The organism is Paenibacillus cucumis (ex Kampfer et al. 2016), assembly GCF_019748695.1.
Lineage (GTDB): Bacteria > Bacillota > Bacilli > Paenibacillales > Paenibacillaceae > Paenibacillus > Paenibacillus polysaccharolyticus.
Genome location: NZ_JACLIC010000002.1, coordinates 215,700 through 236,346, shown reverse-complemented (window position 1 = coordinate 236,346; position 20,647 = coordinate 215,700). Strand labels below are relative to the sequence as shown.

General features: G+C 44.8%; 12 protein-coding genes. 4 read left to right on the top strand and 8 right to left on the bottom strand.

Annotated elements, in window-relative coordinates:
• Nucleotides 1-90: 90 nt before the first annotated feature.
• Nucleotides 91-1,692, bottom strand: a complete 1,602-nt coding sequence (locus tag H7T88_RS00950) for an AraC family transcriptional regulator (RefSeq protein WP_221786494.1) — start codon at nt 1,690-1,692, stop codon at nt 91-93.
• 428 nt (nt 1,693-2,120) lie between these two features.
• Here H7T88_RS00950 and H7T88_RS00945 point away from each other — a divergent pair, with 428 nt between their 5' ends.
• The 4 genes from H7T88_RS00945 to H7T88_RS00930 all read left to right on the top strand — a co-directional run bounded on the left by H7T88_RS00945 (nt 2,121) and on the right by H7T88_RS00930 (nt 5,194).
• Entirely contained in the window at nt 2,121-2,540 is a 420-nt protein-coding gene (locus tag H7T88_RS00945) for a MarR family winged helix-turn-helix transcriptional regulator (protein WP_090920382.1), read from the top strand.
• Between the two features lie 24 nt (nt 2,541-2,564).
• Nucleotides 2,565-3,215 carry a nitroreductase family protein gene (locus tag H7T88_RS00940; RefSeq protein ID WP_090920378.1) on the top strand — a complete coding sequence of 217 codons (651 nt, stop codon included), beginning with the start codon at nt 2,565-2,567 and terminating at the stop codon, nt 3,213-3,215.
• 122 nt (nt 3,216-3,337) lie between these two features.
• The gene (locus H7T88_RS00935; protein WP_090920375.1) at nt 3,338-3,634 is read left to right on the top strand and encodes a putative quinol monooxygenase; all 297 of its coding nucleotides are present in this window, start codon (nt 3,338-3,340) and stop codon (nt 3,632-3,634) included.
• 159 nt (nt 3,635-3,793) lie between these two features.
• Nucleotides 3,794-5,194, top strand: a complete 1,401-nt coding sequence (locus H7T88_RS00930) for a prolyl oligopeptidase family serine peptidase (RefSeq protein WP_221786493.1) — start codon at nt 3,794-3,796, stop codon at nt 5,192-5,194.
• Between the two features lie 66 nt (nt 5,195-5,260).
• On the opposite strand, the gene H7T88_RS00925 is transcribed toward H7T88_RS00930, so the two are convergent.
• The 7 genes from H7T88_RS00925 to H7T88_RS00895 all read right to left on the bottom strand — a co-directional run bounded on the left by H7T88_RS00925 (nt 5,261) and on the right by H7T88_RS00895 (nt 20,632).
• On the bottom strand, nt 5,261-6,616 hold the full coding sequence (locus tag H7T88_RS00925; RefSeq protein WP_221786492.1) for an FAD-binding oxidoreductase: 1,356 nt from the start codon (nt 6,614-6,616) through the stop codon (nt 5,261-5,263).
• Between the two features lie 174 nt (nt 6,617-6,790).
• Nucleotides 6,791-7,309: a MarR family winged helix-turn-helix transcriptional regulator gene (locus H7T88_RS00920; RefSeq protein WP_154983069.1), complete on the bottom strand. Its 519-nt coding sequence runs from the start codon at nt 7,307-7,309 to the stop codon at nt 6,791-6,793.
• A gap of 48 nt (nt 7,310-7,357) precedes the next feature.
• Nucleotides 7,358-8,167 carry an alpha/beta hydrolase gene (locus tag H7T88_RS00915; protein ID WP_154983068.1) on the bottom strand — a complete coding sequence of 270 codons (810 nt, stop codon included), beginning with the start codon at nt 8,165-8,167 and terminating at the stop codon, nt 7,358-7,360.
• A gap of 338 nt (nt 8,168-8,505) precedes the next feature.
• Complete coding sequence (locus H7T88_RS00910) at nt 8,506-10,860, bottom strand: S-layer homology domain-containing protein (protein ID WP_221786491.1); 2,355 nt, start codon at nt 10,858-10,860, stop codon at nt 8,506-8,508.
• A gap of 165 nt (nt 10,861-11,025) precedes the next feature.
• The gene (locus H7T88_RS00905) at nt 11,026-12,270 is read right to left on the bottom strand and encodes a macrolide family glycosyltransferase (RefSeq protein ID WP_221786490.1); all 1,245 of its coding nucleotides are present in this window, start codon (nt 12,268-12,270) and stop codon (nt 11,026-11,028) included.
• Nucleotides 12,271-12,303: 33 nt separating this feature from the next.
• Entirely contained in the window at nt 12,304-13,563 is a 1,260-nt protein-coding gene (locus H7T88_RS00900) for a macrolide family glycosyltransferase (protein ID WP_221786489.1), read from the bottom strand.
• A gap of 88 nt (nt 13,564-13,651) precedes the next feature.
• On the bottom strand, nt 13,652-20,632 hold the full coding sequence (locus tag H7T88_RS00895) for a non-ribosomal peptide synthetase (protein ID WP_221786488.1): 6,981 nt from the start codon (nt 20,630-20,632) through the stop codon (nt 13,652-13,654).
• Nucleotides 20,633-20,647: the final 15 nt, after the last annotated feature.

Below are 20,647 nucleotides of genomic sequence, written 5' to 3'. Positions count from 1 at the left end.
ACTACTTAATAATAATAATCATTATCATTATGGTAGAAAAAAGCAAACAAGCTTTCCATGGATTATTCCACTCTCTTTACGTGTAAAATATCACCCTACGGTAACACCAAGCTGCTTGGCCACATACTTCATAGTTCTTACACGCCCGGTTGGACCCAGCGTTTGGAAGAACATATCCCCTGCATCATAAACATGACCTTCCTGTACAGCCTTGGATGTTATCCATCCATCAGATTTCATCAAACGTTGAAATTGAGTTCTCGCTTCTGCTGTAGGATCCACCATAACAAATAGATGATCCGCGTTGTATAGCTGTACATCATTGATGTTCATCTCCACAGCCCACTGTTCGCTTGGGTAATTCTCTGGCATATGTAATCCCATATCATCATACAGCAAGGAACCGGTCTGATTATGCAATCCATACATCCGATAGAATTCGGAGGAAACGCGAATAAACATCGCCGACTGCTTTCCCCATTCGGAGTGAATACGATTTTGAAGAACATGGCTTAAATCCGCATGCTGTTCAATCCAGCGAATAGCATATTCATTCCGTCCCATGATATTTGCCATATAAAGCAAACTTTTGCCTACTTGATTCGTGTGTTTAAGGATAGCCGTAGGAGCAATATGATGCAGAGATTCATTCGGTTCCATACGGTCACTCGTAATGATTAAATCTGGCCGCAATCCCTTCAACTTATCATAATTCTGACCGGAACTGTCCAGAATAAGTCCTTGAGGAGAATCGGCTTGATGTGCAGGCATAAGGGTAGGATGAGTCACTCTCTGAACATAAGATAAAGCAGACACAGGTTTCAACCCGAGTGTTAGAACAACATCATCCAGTCCATAGTATAATGTTGCAATACGGTTAACTTTATTTTTCATATAAAATGTTGGAGCAACACCTTCATTTTTTTTAAACACCCGGCTGAAATAGTGCTCGTCCTTGTATCCGACCTGCTCCGCGATCATCTTGATTTTATCTGTAGAAAACAATAGCTGTTTGGCCCGAGTCATCCGTTGTTTCTGAATATAATCCATCGGTGTTATCCCAAACTGACGTTTGAATGTTCTTATAAAATGATTCACACTAAGCCCTGCAAGGCGGGCCATGTCATGCATTCGAATGTCCTTCGTATAGTGATGTGTCATATAATCTATGGCCAGGTCCATTGCAACATGAGGTTGAACAAACGATTTAACATTAGTCATCAACTGAATTAGTAGCTGGTGCAAAAGATATTTCTTGCCTATGTTATCCGATTCGGCTGCAGCAAAGTTTGTATAGATGAATTGATCCATCATTTCTTGAATATCTCGTCTATTGGTTGGAAGTTGAAGCTTACCCGTAACAGGAAAATCAAGCGGCTTCGTGTGCCAAACATTGTTTGTTCGGACAAGTTCAACACCGGAAAATAAGATTAGTTGCACTCGGACAGGGGCTTCAATATCTGTCTGTAACTCCACGTGCATGCCTGGACTAAGCACAAACCAATCGTCACGGGACAACGTATGCATTACGTTATCAATTGTCAAAGTCCCTTTGCCATCCATTACTCTGCATACGGCGAATCTTTTCCATACCCTGTGCTGGGCTTCTCCTGAAATACCGACATATTGGCAGATATGAACAGATGAAAGATATAATTGCTCCAGTCGTTTAATCCAGTCATTCCTCTCCATGATAACTCCCTTTCCATATGGTAAGCCGCTACTTCTCACCAAATTAATTATCTAATTTACTCTTCATCAACAAAATCCGACACTTTTTTATTTTCATTATAGTTTGAATGATAATAATTCTCAATAAAACTCATACCGAGTTAAATTATTCTTTTAGGGACAACCTATATTATTAACCTCTCCTTTTTATGAATATCTACGTTAAGATAGGTTCTGAAAAAATCTATTTTTTCTTTTTTTCAACCTGTTGCATTCTCATCTATGACATGTTATATTAATTGAGCCATCAATGATTGACGTATCAACTATTGATCCGTCAACGATTGAGAGAGCTACAGAATCATGAAGCAATGGCATTGTATACTGGCAACTTTAATTATTTGTTAACATACGCCGTTGTTGATTGGATTCACCCGGGAGGTCTAGTCATGACACGTATGGTTTCCAAAGAAGAGCAGATCATTAATCTGCTGAATGTACTGGGGAACAAAATCAGTCCCAAGTTCGAACGCTGTACCGGGATCAGTTCCTCTCGCTTTGAAATTCTGCACGAGCTGGATCAGGTAGATGAGATCAACCAATCTATGCTCCAGAAAATCATTAACATCGATAGTGCTGCCATTACTCGTCACTTGAAACAACTTGAAGCTGACCTCATGGTTACAAGACGCAAAAATCCTGAGGATAATCGGGTGACTTTTGTTCGTCTCACGGATCATGGGCGCAAACAGATTGAAGGATATAAAGCAGAGAAAACCAACTATATTCATCAGATTCTGGATGGTTTCAGTGAAGATGAGATTCAGGCACTGGCCGATTTCTTGGAACGTATGCAAAACAATTTTTAAACCATATATAGAGGAGAGATTTCCATGTCTACAACACAAAGCAAATTCCAAAAAACAAATGATTTTAACGAAATTACGTACGGTCGTCGTTCCGTCAAATTGTATGATCCAGAAGTGAAAATCAGCCGTGAAGAAATGACTGAAATTTTGGCAGAAGCTTCTCGCGCTCCATCTTCCGTAAACATGCAACCTTGGCGTTTCCTTGTTGTTGATACACCTGAAGGCAAAGAAAAGCTCGCACCACTTGCAAAATTCAACCAAAATCAAGTGCTGACTTCTGCTGCTGTTATCGGTGTGTTTATTGATATGAAAAACGGTGAGTACTTGGAAGAGATTTTTGGTAAAGCTGTGGAGCATGGATTTATGCCAAAAGAAATCGCTGAACAACAAGTTAAAGTGGTTAAACCTTATTACGACAATATGCCTGCTTCCGATCTGCGTGACGTTAACCTGATCGATGCTGGTCTGGCTTCCATGCAATTGATGCTGGCTGCACGTGCCCACGGTTACGATACAAACCCAATTGGCGGATACGAAAAAGCTCAAATCGCTGAGACATTTGGCATGGATAAAGACCGTTATCAACCGGTTATGCTGATCTCGATTGGTAAATCTGCCAAAGAAGGTCACCCATCTTATCGTCTGCCTGTAGATACGATCACAACTTGGGCTTAAGCGAGTACAACCGCTTTTATTATAAATTGCTCAATCTGCTTCTTAAGATGAAACACATAACGTTATTGTCTTGTATTGATTAAATCTATTTGTAAACATACAACTATCTGGAGGTCACAACTATGATTATCATTCATGCACATTTGCAAGTACAAGCCGCTCAAGAGCAAGCTTTCTTGGCTGCTGCCAAAGAACTGATCGCTGCGACACGTCAAGAGGAAGGCAACATCAGCTATGATCTGGTGAAAAGCACAGAACGTGAGCAAAGCTACACGATGATCGAGCTGTGGAAAGATGAGCCAGCAACCGCTGCTCACAACTCTAGTGCTCACTTCCTGGCCTTTGTTCAACAAGCTGCGGCATTCATGGCTGCACCAATGAACGTTGAAGTGTTTGCCGGCGAAGCTGTTAAACAATAATACAACTAAAAGGAACCGTTTGGATCTCACCTAGAGGTGATTTTCAAGCGGTTCTTTTGCAAGTTAAACAGCAGGAAATGTTGCAATATTTCCCATGTTCCTCTTGAAATGGTACAATGATAAAGTCGACATACATAATATATTCGGAGGTATATGCTGATGAAGATGAAAAAAGGACTGCTTTCAGGTTTCCTGGCTCTGGCTTTAACTTCCACTCTCCTCGCATCCACAAATGTAAGCGCAAACAATTCTACCGAGTCACGCTCTCCTTTCTCCTACTCCCTCGTAACCAAAGGTTATAACTGGGGTCCCGGTGTTTACAAGATTATTCTTGATACAGGCGTAGCCATTCAAGGAAATACACTGACCAAAGACACGTTCAAGGTTCTTGCGGAACGTAATTATCCAATGATTAATTTTCAAACGCAGCAAAAGTATGATGGCTCAGACAGCAGTAGCAGAACGATCGAGAGAGCTTATCTTTCGGACAAAGACGGCAATAAAACCTCCCTCTCCGCAGGACAATATATTACGATTGAGATGAAAGTCCATCCCGATCTAATGACCGCAAGTCCGTTTATGTTTGATCTGCAATCGTTTACCAATAAGTATGTTGAGCTTCAATATACCATTGTTCAGCAAAAATCCCTTCAAGATACCATGGGCAATGCCGTTGAGCATTTGACCACAAGACCAGACACCCCGCATACCATGATCGAACAAGGTGTTGACGTGTTTGATACATCCGGCAAATTCAGTTACAAGGACTCCAAGTTCGGTCAGATTAATCTAACCTACGCTTCCTATATGCCGGAAACCAACAAGAAAAAACCACTGATCATCTGGCTTCATGGTGCCGGTGAAGGAGGTACGGATCCGCGAATTGCCCTGCTGGGTAATAAGGTGACCTCTTTAGCCGATGAATCGATCCAAAAGTATTTTGGAGATGCCGCTGTGTTGGTGCCCCAGACTCCAACCTTCTGGATGAATGACGGAACCGGGCAATATACCAAAGACGGAAAGAGTATGTATACGAAATCGTTAACTGCGTTGATCAAACAATATGTGAAACAGCATGCTACGGATATTGATACAAACCGAATCTACATTGGCGGGTGCTCCAATGGCGGATTTATGACTTTGAACATGCTACTTGCGAACCCGGATTACTTTGCAGCTGCTTATCCTTCCGCAGAAGCGTACGAGGATCGTTTGTTGAGCAAACAGGATATCGCCAAACTTAAAAATATTCCGATCTGGTTCACGGCGGCAGGAGCGGATCAGACGGTGGATACGTCCAAAACGTCAACAGCTACCTACAAACGCCTGATTGCTGCGGGAGCCAAAAATGCTCATTACTCCTATTTTGATAAGGTGCTGGATTTGAGTGGAGTATACACCAAAGGAAATGGCGATAACACGCCATACGAGTATAATGGACACTGGTCCTGGATTCCTGTTTTAAACAATGACATTTCCAAAGACTTCGATGGTAAGCCTGTGAAAATCAAAGGTAAAAGCGTAACACTTATGGAGTGGCTGGCTAACCAGAAAAAGTAACAGGCCAGGCATATCTAGATCGCAGGAGCCGCACCAAGCGGCTCCTTTTCTATTCCTTTGATCTAACTACAGGCCACGTGCCGGAGTAATGCTTTGCGGGTTGTTGAACACATTTTGGGGATCGTATTTGGCTTTGACTCTGCGTAATCTCGCGTAGTTCGCCCCGTAGTACACCGGACCTGAGCGTTTGATGCCTTGATCCGGTACATTAATGTAGGAACCGACGATGTAGGGCTGTAATTTTTGGCGTGTGTTACGCACAATGGCAATATTTTTGGCCGCCTGGGACGGTTTCGTCCAGGAGCTGTTCCATTCCACATAGAACTTGGCTTTACGCCAGTAGAATGCTGTAGATGTAGGTGATTTACGACTGACAGCTCCGCCCCAGTTGAGGAAAAAGAAACCGGCGAATTCGCCTTCCACATTTTCCAGAAACGCTCGCATCGATTTGATTGCCCGATCCGGGAACGGCTTTCGTCCAAATCCGGAAGAAAATTGATTGCTGTATCTCTGAGTAAGCACAGGATCTGGAGGTAGAAGAAAAGTAACCGCCTCTGTATAAGGTACTGAACGTATGATCGTCTGGGATGGTGTGCCCGTGCTGGTCATCGGCTTTAACAAACGCAATGCCTCGGATTTAGAACCCAGAAACAAACCTTCCATACTGACATTGCCGCCTTTTTTGGGGCCGATAGACAGCTCACTCCCGAGCCGGGTGTCAACGGAAGGCGCCCACTTTTGCCACACTTTGAGTACCTTCTCGAACTGAGCCCAAGGCCAGGTGATCCGATATACTGTCGCTCTGGCTGGTGCCCGGCGTACTTTGAATTTGTAACGGGTATAGACTCCAAAGTTTCCTCCGCCACCACCTTGCGATGCCCAGAACAGATCAGCGTTACATTTTTTGTTCGCACGAATGATTTTCCCGTTTGCATCCACCATCTCGAATTCCAGCAGATTATCACTGATCAGACCGATCGTTCGTTGAAGAGGCCCGATCCCTCCCCCAAGCGTAATACCACCTATACCAACGGTTGGGCTATCCCCGAATGGAGCAATGAATCCCTGACGTGCGAGTGTATGTGCAATTCTGCCAACTCGGTTTCCCGCTCCCACAACGGCTGTTCCTGTTGTTTTGTTCAGCTTGATGGTGTTCAGATCACTGACATCAATGACAATCCCGCCGTTCACCTGTGACAGATTAACCTCAAGCGCATGTCTTCCACTTCGCGGACGAATCGGTACGTTGTTCTCACGAGCCCATTTGATGGCATTGGAGACATCTTTCGTTTTTTGAGCAAAAACGAAGACTTTAGGATACCTGTCGGTATGCGGGTCCCAGTTTTTACGTGCTGCCTCATACCCTGGATCCCCTTTAAAAATGACACGTCCGGTTAGTTTTGTTTTACTGTTGGTTTTCACATATCCCACTCCCTGCGTTTAGCATCGTTATACAGCATTTCTGCATTAGGCATCTTATACTCTATGAACGACATTCGCGGAGGGAATGGGCTGTAGAATGTCCTATACGCAAAAAAATTCCCTTAAAGCGTATAGACCGCTGTAAGGGAATTAATTTTCATTTCGTAATTTTCATCAACTATCCGGTTCGATTTTGATGAGTTTCCGCGGCTCTTGTTCTTTTTCACCATACCAGACAAGCACATCAGCGAACAGATCCATGATACGACTAAAGCTTTTTTTGTCGGCTTCCGTAATCTGATCTGCGAGCTTAAATATGTCATCAAAACAAAGCTCACGAACAAATGCGGTGTACTTCGTGTATACCTCTCGACCTTTGGCTGACGGTTTGACGTAAATATCTTTGCGGTTACCACTCAGATGATATTTTTCAAGTAGTCCTTTTTCAGTCAAATTCTTCACATTTTTAGAAAAGGTACTGCGGCTAACGCCCAAACGAGCAGCCATCTCGGACATCTTCTCTTCCTGATCCTCTGCTTCCAGAATGTATTCAAGTGTCTGAATCTGGGCTGCAGAGAATGTCATATCTGTTCCGTAGCTTCGTTGCAGCTTGTAGGTGTTCGAGTAAGCATTGCCGTATTTGATGATCTTCTCGACAAGCTCCCGATGGTCACCCATCCAATCTAATTTCATGCGTAATCCCTTTCGTCTTCGAATTCTCTCTCTATTACTCTACTGAAATCAGATTCGTTTTTCAATCCATGAGATCGCTTCTTCAATCACTTCATCCCGTGCTGTCTCATTAAATATTTCATGCATGAGATGTGCATAGATTTTCAGTGTTTTATCTGCCGAAGCGATATCTCCGTAAAAGTCACGGGAATCCTTTTCGCTAACCAGCCCATCATTCGCACCATGTAACACAAGCACCGGATCAACGAATTGCTTCGCATGTTCTTTCAGCCATTCTACTCCATACCCCAGACTGTTAAACAAATCTACAGAAATCTGCTTTTCTACCAGCGGGTCATTAGCGTAAGCGGATACAACCTCAGGAACACTGCATACTCCGCTTCCAAGTTCATTCGGGAAATACGTGCCTGCTGGCAGAGCCATCGGCAGTTCTCCAGCCACTTTCGTATTAAATCGAGTAAGCGCTCCTGATAATACGATACCTTTCACTTTTCCCGGATATTTCGTACCAAATGATGAAGAAGCAAAACCGCCCATACTATGTCCAATAATATACAGTGGCGTATCGCCGCTCTCCTCCAGTGCAACCTCCACTACAGAGTTGACATCATCAATCAGATGATGAAAATCACTATAAAATGTTCGTTGTCCTTCCGATCTTGCATGACCCCGATGGTCAAAACGATATACGTTGAATCCACGGCCGTTCAATTTTTCTGTCAAATAATCATAGCGGCTGGCATGCTCTGCCAATCCATGTACAATGACTATGGCGGCCTTCGCATTTTCAACTAAATTTTTGCTGAAATAAAGCTGTGTTCCGTCAAAGGATTTAAGTGTTGTTTCGATGCTGTTCATCGTGTATCCCATCCTTTTATTCATTTTTATATTCGTTATAAATAATATTGTTTCTTACAGAAACAATATATCACCCTTATGAAGCGTTTGTCCATGAATTTTTAAAGCGTTTACAATTAAATTTTTACGGAAGTGCATCTTCTTAAGGCATGTCACACTTTGTGCTCCTAAACGGTCAAAAAAGCCTCGTTCTTCTTCTTTTCCGCTTATAATTTCTGATGAACGTAACAACAGTAAAAAAAGGACAGGCACTGTTTAACAGTACCTGTCTTCTCTATCTGTATTACTGCTTGTATTACTGTTTGTATTACTGCTCTGTATTTGTTCTGGTTCTATTACTACTCTATATCCAGTGTAAATCCAAGACTCGCATTTAACATGCGCAAAATCATAAGCAGCGATTCCGATCTTGTAGCATTGGCATTGGGTTTAAATAGACCTTCCGTAGTGCCCTTAACAATACCCATCTCAGATAAAGTGTTAATCTCGGCCTCGGCCCAATTCCCGGATACATCCTCGAACTTGGAACTTTTCACCCATTCAGTGTTGATTACTTTCGATAACATCGCCACAATCTCCGCTCGGGAAATCGACTGATTGGGTTTGAACGTTCCATCCTGATATCCTTGTACGATACCACTTGCTTTTAATATCGCAATGGCCTCTCCGCCCCAATGATTTTGAGTATCCTTAAAGCTGGAATTCGTTTCGGATTTTAAACCTAATGCCTGTACTAACATGGTGGCAAATTCTGATCTCGTTACCACACCATTCGCACGGAATGATCCATCTGCATAACCCTTGATCATTCCCAGCTTTGTTCCGAGTTCAACAACTTTCGCCTCAGAGGCACCAGCCACGATATCCTTAAATGCTATGGCGGATGCGTTATTTGCTTTTTCTACCAACTCTTTCACGACGTTTATGTTCACTTTTTCATTATAAAAAGCTTTTGGTGTTGGTGTAGACGTTGGTGGAACTGTCGTTGGTGGTGCTGGTGGTGCTGGTGTAGATGTTGATGACGTTGGTTGCGAAGAAGGTGTTGACGTTGTTGGTGACTGACCACTTGATGGTTGTGTTGGCACTGTTGGTTGGGTCGGTTCCGTGCGATCAATTGAAGTGATTTCTAATTGCTTCACCGTCTCATTGCCGGCTTGATCCTTCGCATAGATGCTTACCCATCCATTCTCGGTAACAACAAATTCAGCTTTTCCACCTACAAGGAACAACGCTGTACCTGCGCTTGCAAAGTACTCTTTGTCCTGTTTGCCTGTAGCATACTTCAGCACTATAATCCCATTCTGTGGCTGTACGCTGGCTACAACTGTAACATTTCCTTTTGTAGGTCCAGACGGATCAATGGACGTTTGAATTGTCGGCCCCACTGTGGAGATATTATTCACTGTCACTGTCTCAACGCTCTTATTTCCAGCAACGTCTTGTGCATATACGGTATATGTTCCGTTTTCAGTAACATCAAAGTTAGTACCACTGAACACAGTGCCTCCTGAATTGAAATAGGATGCCTCGCGATCACCCTCTGCCCATTTCAGCAGCGCAACACCGCTTTCGCCATCATAAACTGTTGCTGTAACGGTAACCGGCTGGTTCGTTGGAGCGGTGGAACTAACTTGAAGTTGAATAGTAGGTGATGTCCGTTCAATGTGAAATGCGTTTGAATGAAAAAATAATGTATTTTGATTGCTTTCAATGGCCTTGACATGTAAATACCAGGTACCTTCCTCAGCAGGCACTGCGATTTGCAAGGTCCCCTCAAAGGTTTCCCAACCCGTGGCATCCGGTTGATCTGGTGTCAGTGTCCATTTGTAACTTTTTTCTGCCTCAATGAGTGACTTTTCACTTAATTCTATGGTTTGAGCATTAGACCAGGTAGCCCCATCTGGATTATATCCAACGGAGATCATCTTGCCATAAGTCAGTTTAAGCTTGGTCGGGTCGTTATTGTTAGCATTATTGTTGTTATAAGTAGCTACAAAGTTTTCTGCATTCTCGTAACCGGAAATTAGAATGACCGGGTCATTATTGAGAAACCAGTCTGATTCAATTCCAATGGACCTTCCCGCAAAAACTACATTCTCTAATTCATTTGTCATAAAGGCATATTGTCCAATGCTGGTTACATTACTTGGAATGGTAACACTCTCAAGACGATTGTAACCAAATGCCAAAGAACCCAAACTTGTGACACTCTCGGGAATAATCACGCTGGTTAAAAAGTTATCCCTAAAAGTACTTGGCCCAATACTAGTTATGCCTTCCGGAATTGTTACACTCGTTAATTGGTTTTTGAAAAATGCATAATCACCAATTGAAGTCACACGATATGGGATGATCACACTCCTTAGACTGTTTTGTCTAAAGGCTTCTTTCCCTATGCTGATTACGCTGTCTGGAATGGTCACACTGGTTAAATTCTTTCCCATAAAAACCTGATTTCCAATATGGGTCACTACTTGCGAATCAAGTGTGCCAGGAATATCAACGTCCACAGCACTCCCCATATACCCTGTGATCGTCACGGTTCCATTCCCATTTACGGAATACACCCAGTCACCTGCTGTTGCTGCACTGACTTTCTGAATTCCTGACGTAAACCAACCTCCTCCCATGCTCAAGGCCAAAACTAACAGGCAGATGAACACCTTCTGTACTCTTCTGGAAAACGATCTCATGTATGAATTCCCCTCGCCCTGAATTGATGAGCATCCTCCACTTAATTACCATTAAATGTCGAAAACATGCGCACAAAACGAGTGTATGTGATGCAAGTCTCTTAATCAACTTAACTCTATATTAATTCTAGCTTAACAACGTTTGTTGGATGATAAGCCTGCATCTTATGTTTGTTCGACGAATTCCAAAATTCTACTCACGCCCTCCACCATACCTCCCGTTTCAAAAAAACTGCTCCCCAATCTCACCGCTTCAGCTCTCATCTTCTCACTTCTCATCGTTTCAAACGTCATGTCCTTTAGATCTGAAGCAGGCATGTTCATATCACGGCCATACACACCGACTCCCAATTCTTCCAATCTCGATGCAATTGCAAATTGATCAGCCCCTTGAGGGAACAGAATCATTGGCACGCCAAATGCAAGGGCTTCGGACACACTGTTATAACCGGCATGAGAGATAAAAATATCTGCCTTGCTTAAAATCTCCAACTGAGGAACAAATGCAGATACCGTCATATTTTCGGGAATGTCTCCCAAGGATGCGATATCAATCCTTTTCCCTACTGACATAATGATTTGAGCTTCGCTGTATCTGAAAGCTTCAATACATTTCAGGTAGAAATCCGGGCGATCTGTATAGATGGAGCCAAACGAAATGTAAATCAGGGGAAGCTCATGCTCCTGTTTTGTTCTTATCCTCATGGATTGAAGCATTTCAGAGCTAACATTAGGGAACTGTGGACCTATAAACACAAAACGGTCATCAAACACATCCGAATGTGGCTGGAATACTTTTGACGTATATACTAGATTTAATTCTTCATTCCCACTAAACGCATCTACCAGGCCAAAATCTTGAATATGATGCCTTTCAGCCAGTTCTCCCGCCAAACGGTTTAGTTCGCTGGCCGTCGTGTCTGCAAATGCGTAGCCTTCTTGGATTCTGAATACCTTGTGTATGAGAAAATGATGGTCTTTCTCCAAAAGCGCCTGATTGATCGCAAACGTTAGGACATAACAGGCCACTGGCACCTCAAGCAGTTCTGCAATCAGTTTGCCCCAATGAGCGTCACTGTCCCTGACAATGTAGTCCGGTTGCTCAGCCATAACTTCTGCCAAAATCGCATGAAGAACGGCCCTGCTTTTCTGGATCACTCCAGGAACTAGATGCTCCAGCATCGTCTGCGGATTACTCAAAAATAGGCCCGGATCATTGTCGTCCACAAACAACTCTCTCATATTCCCATAGCTTCGAAAATCCACATCATAATCGGCAAGCAACCCTCTATATTGTTCATCCGAATAATAAATCACGGTCTCTCCACGTGCCAGCAACTCTGCAACAAGGGGTAGTGTTGGTTTAACATGGCTGAAAAATGGAAGGCTAAATATCATTACCGTTGCCATAGCAGACTCCCTTCTTCATACGATTCACACGTATTACTCATTTGTATTACCTATCAGAACTCCTTCGTTAAGATACGCAAAAATACCGTCAACGCCCAGCTTCACTCCGCCTTCATTACGGATCTCTTCCCCGACCCTCTTGCAGGACTCAGCATAAGCCTTATCATGGAGGATACGTTCCGTCATAAACGAAATATCTGAAGGTGTGCAGTGTTGGCTATCGCCAATGCTTCCTGCCCCCAATGCCTCAATCCGGCTGGACACAGCAAACTGATCCGCTGCTTGCGGGAACACCAGCATAGGCACTCCGTGGTAGAGTGCTTCATTGGTACTGTTATGACCTCCATGTGTAATGAACACATCCACATATTTGAGCAGTCTTCGCTGAGGAACATGGGATCGAACAGTAAAATGCTCGGGAAACTCTCCCAATTCTTCAAGAGAGATTCGCTGTCCTACAGACATGATTACGTTCCACCGATGTTCCTGGAATGCTTCGATACATTTTCGATAAAAAAGCAGACAGTCGTTATATACGGTTCCCATCGATATGTAGATTACTGGCAGATCCGGTTCAACATGCGGCAGGTCTCCGCCCTCTTGTTCCTCCTCACGAATCATCGGACCCAGAAACAGATAATCCGAACCAAACGACTCTATAAATGGCTGGAAAACCCGTGAAGTAAAAACAAGATTAAGGTCGTCCGCCCCGGAAAAGGCATCGATCGCCCTATATTCTACAGAATATGGAAGAGAGAGTTGCCTTGTATATTCATTCAAATATTCGCTGAAACTGCCGGACTCGGGAAGCCACGCCATACGTCCTGTCGTATTTCCGAATACATTGGCAACAAAATAGTCATGATGAAGATCCATCATCGTTTCATTCAAAGCAATGGTAGTGATATAACAAATCACCGGAATATCAAGCATAGTGCCAATCATTTTCCCCCAATAAGATTCGCAGTCCCGAATAATGTAGTCTGGATCATCCTCCATCACCTGTTCAAGGAGTAAACGGACCATCTTCTGATGTTTATTCAGTTTATGCGGAACAAGCTGGTCCAACACTTTCAATGGGTCTGTCGTAAGAATAGGGATCTCTTCGTCCAACAGTGGAAGCACATCCCCGTAACTTCGACATATCACGCCTTCCATTTGTACATATTTCATATACGCATCTGTTGTATAGTAATAGACCTGTTCCCCTCGGTTGGCCAGTTCTTGAACCAACCTCACTGTAGGATTAACATGACCAAAATACGGAAAACTGAACACAACGGTTGTGCCCATTGCTGCACCGCCCTTTCGTACATCAAGTCTGAAATCTCCGAACATCGCAACATGCCCGGAGATTTCAAGAAAGTTTTAGTGATTTGAGCTACTGCACCGTAATCATTCCTGCTGTCAGTTTCTTCTCCAGTTCTTCGGCACTCGTCTCGAATGGAAGAGCGATATGCACTTGCATGTTGCAACCGACATGTCTGACGTAGAAATAGATCCCATAATGATCAGCCGCTTCTGCAAAAGAAGGTCCCCCATCAGGTATGACGTTATCTTCTGGTTCCGCTTGTATAGCTCCAAAATAATTGAGCAGAATCCCCTTGCCTGTGCTTTGATCTTCCATATCAGTGAACCGGATCTGGTGAGCGGAAGTCGTTTGATTCAATGCTTGAATTTGCTGCAAGAGTTGCTCCGCTGGGGAATGGGTATCCAGCACCAATGGAATATAGTCCGTAAAATTACCGACAAGATGATAATAGGTATGCTCCCCATATCGTCTTCCACTGCTGACCAATTGTACAGGCAAATGCTGTAGTTCAAGATATTCCCGTCCAAAAACCGCTAGCAAACCGAGCACCTTCAGCCAGCCTTCCTCCGGGTTTCCTTCTGAAAGTTCCCATTCCAACGTGATCGATGTGCTCTTCTGGGCCGGGAACTCCGCGAGCTTGTTACTCATGCCTAGAAGAAGCTGACGATACGTTCCCAGTTCGAAGCGACGCTCCAGTTCCATAAAGCTGATTCCGATCGGCCCCTCCTCGATCCGTCGAAGGTAATCACGATATCGGACAGGATGTTTTCCCCCGTGCAACGTGGATGCCGCCCCTGTTAATACCTCAGCAATTAAACTGCAACTTAACCCGTCGGATAAAGCATGATGAGAAGAGTACACCAAAACTTTCGCTCCGGTTCTGCTGTTCTCAATGACTACCATTCGGTACAACAAACGGTCTGGTCCATCCTCTTCAAATCTGTCATAGTACAATTCCGAAACCAATTGTTCCATTACTGCTTCGGAGCAGGTTGTCTCAAGTTTGACGTGTGGCACTTTAAATCCGGCAGGATGCTCCCGCAAGCTCCAACTTTTGGCCATAGTGCCATTGTACAAACACCTCATCATTTCCTGCTCCTGCACCAATCCATGAATGGCTTGATGGATATCCTCATATGTCTTGTCGGCAGGGAAATGCATAACAACACCAACGTTTTCTGCGCGTCCGAGATGTGTGGACTGGGAAGCGGTAAGAGGCAATATGGCCAATTCTACCTCTGCGGCCAATTGTCTTCTGTATACCTCTTGTTGGTCTGCAATGCTTGCACGTGCAGCCATCAGTTGTTTCCGTTCCTTATCACCCAAAACCTGTTGCAATTGCTTCTGATGTGAACCGAATGTCTTCGCTCCACCTGATATTCGTTCTGGTAAACCTTCCGATTGAAGCTGCTGATCATCTTCAGATGTAGTTTGAAGTAACCGTTTCCCTAGAGCAACAGGAGATTGATGAACTAACAAGTCTCTCACATCCAGAGCCACCCCCTGCTCTTTCAACAAAAAGCTGGCTTTCATTGCCGAGATAGAATCGCCACCCAGTTCGTGGAACAAGTCATCGGTTCCGATTCCATGAACATTCAAGACTTGTTCAAACACACGAACGATCGTTGCCTCCAGTTCATTCTCAGGCATACGGGATAGCTCCCCTGCCTCTTGCAACAGTTCCAAACGTTGAAGTGCACCATGATCTACCTTGCCATTTGACGTCACAGGGAGCCCGTCCAGCTTCACCAAGAATGATGGAAGCATATAATGAGGAAGAACAGTCGTAAGCTCGATCTTCAGTTCGCGCGATGCTGGTGCATGGTCACCCGTGTAATAGGCTACTAGTGAGTTTTCATTTTCCCACAGCCTAGGCAATACAACCGCTTCACGAACACCGGTTATTTGTAGCAGTCGTGCCTCAATCTCACTTGGTTCTACACGGTATCCTCTGATCTTAAGCTGATTGTCCATTCTGCCTTGGTATATCATCCTGCCATCTGGTAGCAGTTTGGCTAGATCTCCCGTGCGATACATCCGTTCAAACCCTGGCAGGTCTGAGGAGATGAACTGTCTCGCAGTTATTTCCGGCAGATTCAAATAACTCCGGGCAAGTCCAGTACCTGCGATGCATAGTTCTCCAGACACCCCGACAGGCAGTGGGTTCAGTTCCGCATCTACAACGCACAGTCTGCTATGAGGGATGGAGTATCCAATAGGCACAGATAACATATCGGCCTCTTGTTGATATTCCCATATCGCTGCACATACAGATGCTTCGGTTGGTCCATAAGCATTCACACAGCGCATATGCTGACTCCATGTCGACAGCATGGCCGATGACGGCTCTGAACCAGCTGTGATCATGAGGCGAAGACCAGGTAAATGCTCAGGTTGCAAACGTGCCATGTAAGGAGGCGGAAGCGTCATAACTGTAACATTCGCCTTTTCCACGTACCGCTCGAAGTGAACCGGATCAGCAATGGTCTCTGCTGATACTAAACACAGTGTTCCTCCGGTAGAAAATGCCATGGCAAACTCCCATATTGAAGCATCAAAAGAGCAAGAAGCAAATTGAAGAATGCGATCTTCGGACTGTATTCCGAGCGTAGAGATAAAGAGTGTCGAAAGATTAGCTAGTCCTGCATGTTCTAGCGCCACACCTTTAGGTCTGCCTGTAGTCCCTGAAGTATAGATAATATAAGCCAGATTGTTTCTTTGTGGTCTGTGCAATGCGTTGTTTGTGTTCACATCGGTAAATTGCATATCCTGAGGCAGATAAACAGGCATATGATATGCGGTATGCTGTGTATCTGCCTGATCCGTAATCATTAGCACTGCTCCGCTGTCCTGAAGCATGTATGATGTGCGATTCGCCGGAAATTCCGGATCGATTGGCAGATATACCGCTCCTGCCTTAAGTACCGCCAGAAACGCAATGACAAGTTCAAAGGAACGCTCCATTCTGACCGCTACGACATCTTCCAGGCCCAGGCCCCTTGAGCGAAGCCATTTAGCCCATAGTTCTGACTGTGTGTCCAGCTGTTCGTAAGTCATATATGAATCCCCAAACAACAAAGCTTCCTTGTGGGGAGATCGTTTGGCGTGCTGGGCAAACTGCTCCAGTAGAGTCAGGTCAGTTGCATCATATCGATTCTTACTGTTAAGTTCCTTCCATTGTTCATGCAAAAGCTCTTGGGGTAGCAGCGTCATCTGCGATACCAGTATCTGCGGATGTTCTATAACGGTCTGCATAATATGCATAAAATAGTCCACATAACGCAGTACGCTGTCCCTTTGGAAAAGACGGGTGCAGTACTCCAAGTCGAAATACAACACACCATCCCCGCCCTCAAACCCGGCTAAAGTAAGATCAAATTTGGACACAGTTTGCTCGAAGCCAACATGTGAGAAATGCAGTCCTCTAAAATCAAAACGATTCTCAGCCGTATTTTGAAGGACAAACATCGTGTCGAACATCGGATTACGGCTGGGATCTGGCGTGTATCCCAAGTTCCGTGCCAAATCCTGATATTGTATCGCCTGATGCTCAAACGCACCCAGCGCCGTATGTTTTACCTGAGTCAGGAGCTCAGTGAAACGCAATTGAGGTAACACCTCGGCGCGGATGGGAACCACATTTACAAACATGCCCATCGTGTGTTCCAGATCGGCCTGTGTTCTGCCAGAGACTGGCGAACCAACGACCAGTTCCTTCTGTCCGGACAGCTTGGAGAGCATGGTCTGGTACATTGTCAGGAGCAACATGAATAACGTAACGCCATTTGCGGCAGCGAGCCTCTTCAGAGACGACGTGCGAGCTGCATCAACGGTAAAGTTAATTCTGCTACCCTCCAAACCTTTAAGCTTCGGTCTAGGGTGATCATATGGCAGACTCAACACGGGAACTCCGTTTTTGAACTGATCTGTCCAATACTGCCCCTGAGCCTGAAATGCACGATCCTCTTTCTGTTTATGTTGCCATACCGAGAAATCCTTGTAGTGAAGTGTGATCTCAGGTAATGAATCTCCATTGTAGATGCTCGCCAGTTCTGAGATGAATATGCCAATGGAGGCTCCGTCAGCTACGATATGATGAAGATCAATCAGAAGCAGATGTTTTCTCGGCCCCATCTTCGTTATTCCTGCTCGAAATAACGGCAGTCTTGCCAGATCAAATGGACGGATAAATTGTCTTATCGTTTCTTCAAGATCAGTTGAAGCCTGCTCAGAATACTCAAGTGAGACGACGTTCTCATCGTGTACTTCCTGAACAGGATCACCATTGATTGCATAAAAAGTCGTTCGAAGAATTTCGTGTCTCTTCGTCAGTTCCTCAAGCGCATACCGAAGTCGCTGATCGTCGAAATCCCCTTCGATAACAAGAGCCTCTGGCATGTTATAAGCGGTTGAATGCGGATCATTACAGAACAGCGTGTACATCTGCTCTTGCGTAAAAGATAAAGGATAATGCACCCCCGGATTTGCAGGCGAAATTGCCGGACAAGCACTGATTTCTTTTAAAGTAATCACTTCCGCTAACGCCTTGACGGTCTGCTTTTCGAAAATATGATCTACACTGATCTCCACACGGAATTCTTTCTGAATTCTGGACATCAGCATCGTCGCTTTAAGGGAATGTCCTCCTGCAGTAAAAAAATTCTCATCTGCGGATACCCTCTTCAATCCAAGAACATCAGCAAATATCTCACATAACTTCTGTTCCGTTTCATTTTCCGGCTCTCGGAATTCAACATCCAGGTTGATACAATCCATGGAAGAGATCACCTTCTTGTCCAACTTTCCGTTTTCGGACAGCGGAAGCTGATGAAGTCGATAATAGCGCGCCGGAAGCATAAAGAAAGGCAACTCTCTTGCCATGTAATCACGTAATTCAACAGCCTTGATGTCGTCGGTTTGAAGATAAGCAATCAATCGGACAGGAATGCCTTCTTCTTCCTCACATACAACCGCTGCCGCTTGAACACCTGGGTAGCTCTGAAGACACTGTTCAATCTCGGGAAGCTCAATCCGATATCCTCTTAACTTCACCTGAGCATCCTTGCGCCCGAGACAACAGATCTCCCCCTCTTCCGTCCATTTGGCCAGATCTCCAGTCCGATATAGTCGCTCACCCGCAATAAACGGATTGGGTACAAAAGCTTGATCAGTAAGCTCAGGCTGGTTAAGATAACCGCGAGCCAGACCCGGACCCGACAAACAAAGTTCCCCAACGATTCCCGACGAAACAGGCTCGTTCCAATGATCGAGAATATATGCACGCATGTTCGATATCGGACGACCAATCGTCACCTTCTCTCCCTGTTCCACATCTCTTTTACAGAGAGCGACGATACTGGATTCAGTAGGACCATACTCGTTGTATATCTTCACATCCGGAAGCCGTTCTCTGCTTTCCTGAACCAGTGCAGGAGAGACACTCTCCCCTGCAAGCGTAATAAGGTGCACACACAGTTTGTCTTCCGGTTTAATCTGTTGCAAAAGCAGGCGGTACAACGAAGGCACACATATAAAATGAGTGATCTGATATACGATAAGCAATTGCTTCAGACGTAGTGGATCTTTAACCTGAATTTCGGTAGCCATAAAAAGACTTGCTCCCGACACAAGCGGGGTCAAGAATCCCGTCATGAAGCCATCAAATGAATAGGAAAAGAGCTGGATCGTGTTGTCCTCTACTCCCAATGCGTACTCTTCTTTTCTCCATGCGATTGAATTGACCAGTCCTCCATGAGATACGACTACTCCTTTTGGATTCCCGGTTGTTCCCGAAGTATATATAATATAAGCGGGCAGTTCAGCAGTGATGGGAGCAAGGATCTCACCATCATTACTTGCTGCATCCAGGTCTCCACACGAAAGTAATCGTTCCACGTCTTGGAACAAAGATAGACTAACATAACGGGCCTGTGTGAGCAGGCGATTTACCCCGGCATCTTTCAGTATGAATCGAACTCGCTCTGCGGGCGTCTGCACATCTATTGGCAAAATACATGCCCCCGCCCTCCACACGGCTAAGATTGCAATGGCCGTCTCCAGGCTTCGGTCAAGGTAAAGTCCTACGATATCCCCTTGCTTTGTTCCGTCTTTAATCAATGCAGTAGCCCAGTGGTTTACTTTTTCCTCCAGCTCTGCATAACGTATCGAAGCATCCGATGTCACGATGGCTGTAGCCTCTGGTGTCTGCTGGACTTGCTCCGCAAACAAACCCATTACACTGGAACCATAGGTCCGGCGCGGCCCTGTTGCATATTCGTTCAACAATCGGTCGCGTTCTAGTCCAGCAAGCACCCCACTGGCCTCCACCGGACGATCCGGGTTCTCTATTAATTGTTCAATGATAACCCCGTACTGTTTCGCAAAACGCTTCAAATCAGCGGTGTTAAAGAAGCGGGTATTGCCGGCTAACACACCGCACAGCTTGTCCTGACTCCAATACATATGAAGCCGCATGCCCAGCGTCTCACTCTCTACATCTGTTACGTTGTACATCCCCTGAATGGAAAAACGAATATGTTGAAGAAAAGCGTAATCCCGGTCATGGACAACCTTCATATCGTCTACAAGGCGGTCCATCGAATAATCACTGTGTTTGACTGTCTCGATATATGTCGATTTAAGTTCATTTAGCCATTCCCGGAAAGTACAGCCTTTCGGGGAATGGTCGATGAGTGGAATCCAGTTTGGCTCCGGCGAACGTTCGCTTGTGTCTTGTATTCTGTTCACCGGGTAAGCAACGGTAAGCGAATCACTGCTGGTATGCTTGTGAAGAAGAGTCTTTAAAGCTGTCAGTAAAATCAAAAACAGAGCTTCTTTGGATTCCCCGCTCATGGTGCGCAACCGTTCGCTTACATTCTGTGCCAACTCAAACGGGTAGGATTGAACAGCGGACTTCTCATGCTGAGGTGTAAAGGATGACGTGAACAACGTTTCCTCCGTTTTGAGTGCCAGCATTTTTTTTACCCAGTGCTTCTTTTGCAATCTTAGTTCCTGTGCGGAAACAGCCTCTTTTTGCGACGTTCGATCCATGTCACTTCATCCCCC

Excerpts from the sequence above, each read along its gene's own strand:
- H7T88_RS00930 (WP_221786493.1), top strand. The coding sequence starts at position 3,794 with ATGAAGATGAAAAAAGGACTGCTTTCAGGTTTCCTGGCTCTGGCTTTA.
- H7T88_RS00915 (WP_154983068.1), bottom strand. The coding sequence starts at position 8,167 with ATGAACAGCATCGAAACAACACTTAAATCCTTTGACGGAACACAGCTT.
- H7T88_RS00895 (WP_221786488.1), bottom strand. The coding sequence starts at position 20,632 with ATGGATCGAACGTCGCAAAAAGAGGCTGTTTCCGCACAGGAACTAAGA.
- H7T88_RS00935 (WP_090920375.1), top strand. The coding sequence starts at position 3,338 with ATGATTATCATTCATGCACATTTGCAAGTACAAGCCGCTCAAGAGCAA.
- H7T88_RS00900 (WP_221786489.1), bottom strand. The coding sequence starts at position 13,563 with ATGGGCACAACCGTTGTGTTCAGTTTTCCGTATTTTGGTCATGTTAAT.
- H7T88_RS00945 (WP_090920382.1), top strand. The coding sequence starts at position 2,121 with ATGACACGTATGGTTTCCAAAGAAGAGCAGATCATTAATCTGCTGAAT.
- H7T88_RS00905 (WP_221786490.1), bottom strand. The coding sequence starts at position 12,270 with ATGGCAACGGTAATGATATTTAGCCTTCCATTTTTCAGCCATGTTAAA.
- H7T88_RS00910 (WP_221786491.1), bottom strand. The coding sequence starts at position 10,860 with ATGAGATCGTTTTCCAGAAGAGTACAGAAGGTGTTCATCTGCCTGTTA.
- H7T88_RS00920 (WP_154983069.1), bottom strand. The coding sequence starts at position 7,309 with ATGAAATTAGATTGGATGGGTGACCATCGGGAGCTTGTCGAGAAGATC.
- H7T88_RS00940 (WP_090920378.1), top strand. The coding sequence starts at position 2,565 with ATGTCTACAACACAAAGCAAATTCCAAAAAACAAATGATTTTAACGAA.
- H7T88_RS00950 (WP_221786494.1), bottom strand. The coding sequence starts at position 1,692 with ATGGAGAGGAATGACTGGATTAAACGACTGGAGCAATTATATCTTTCA.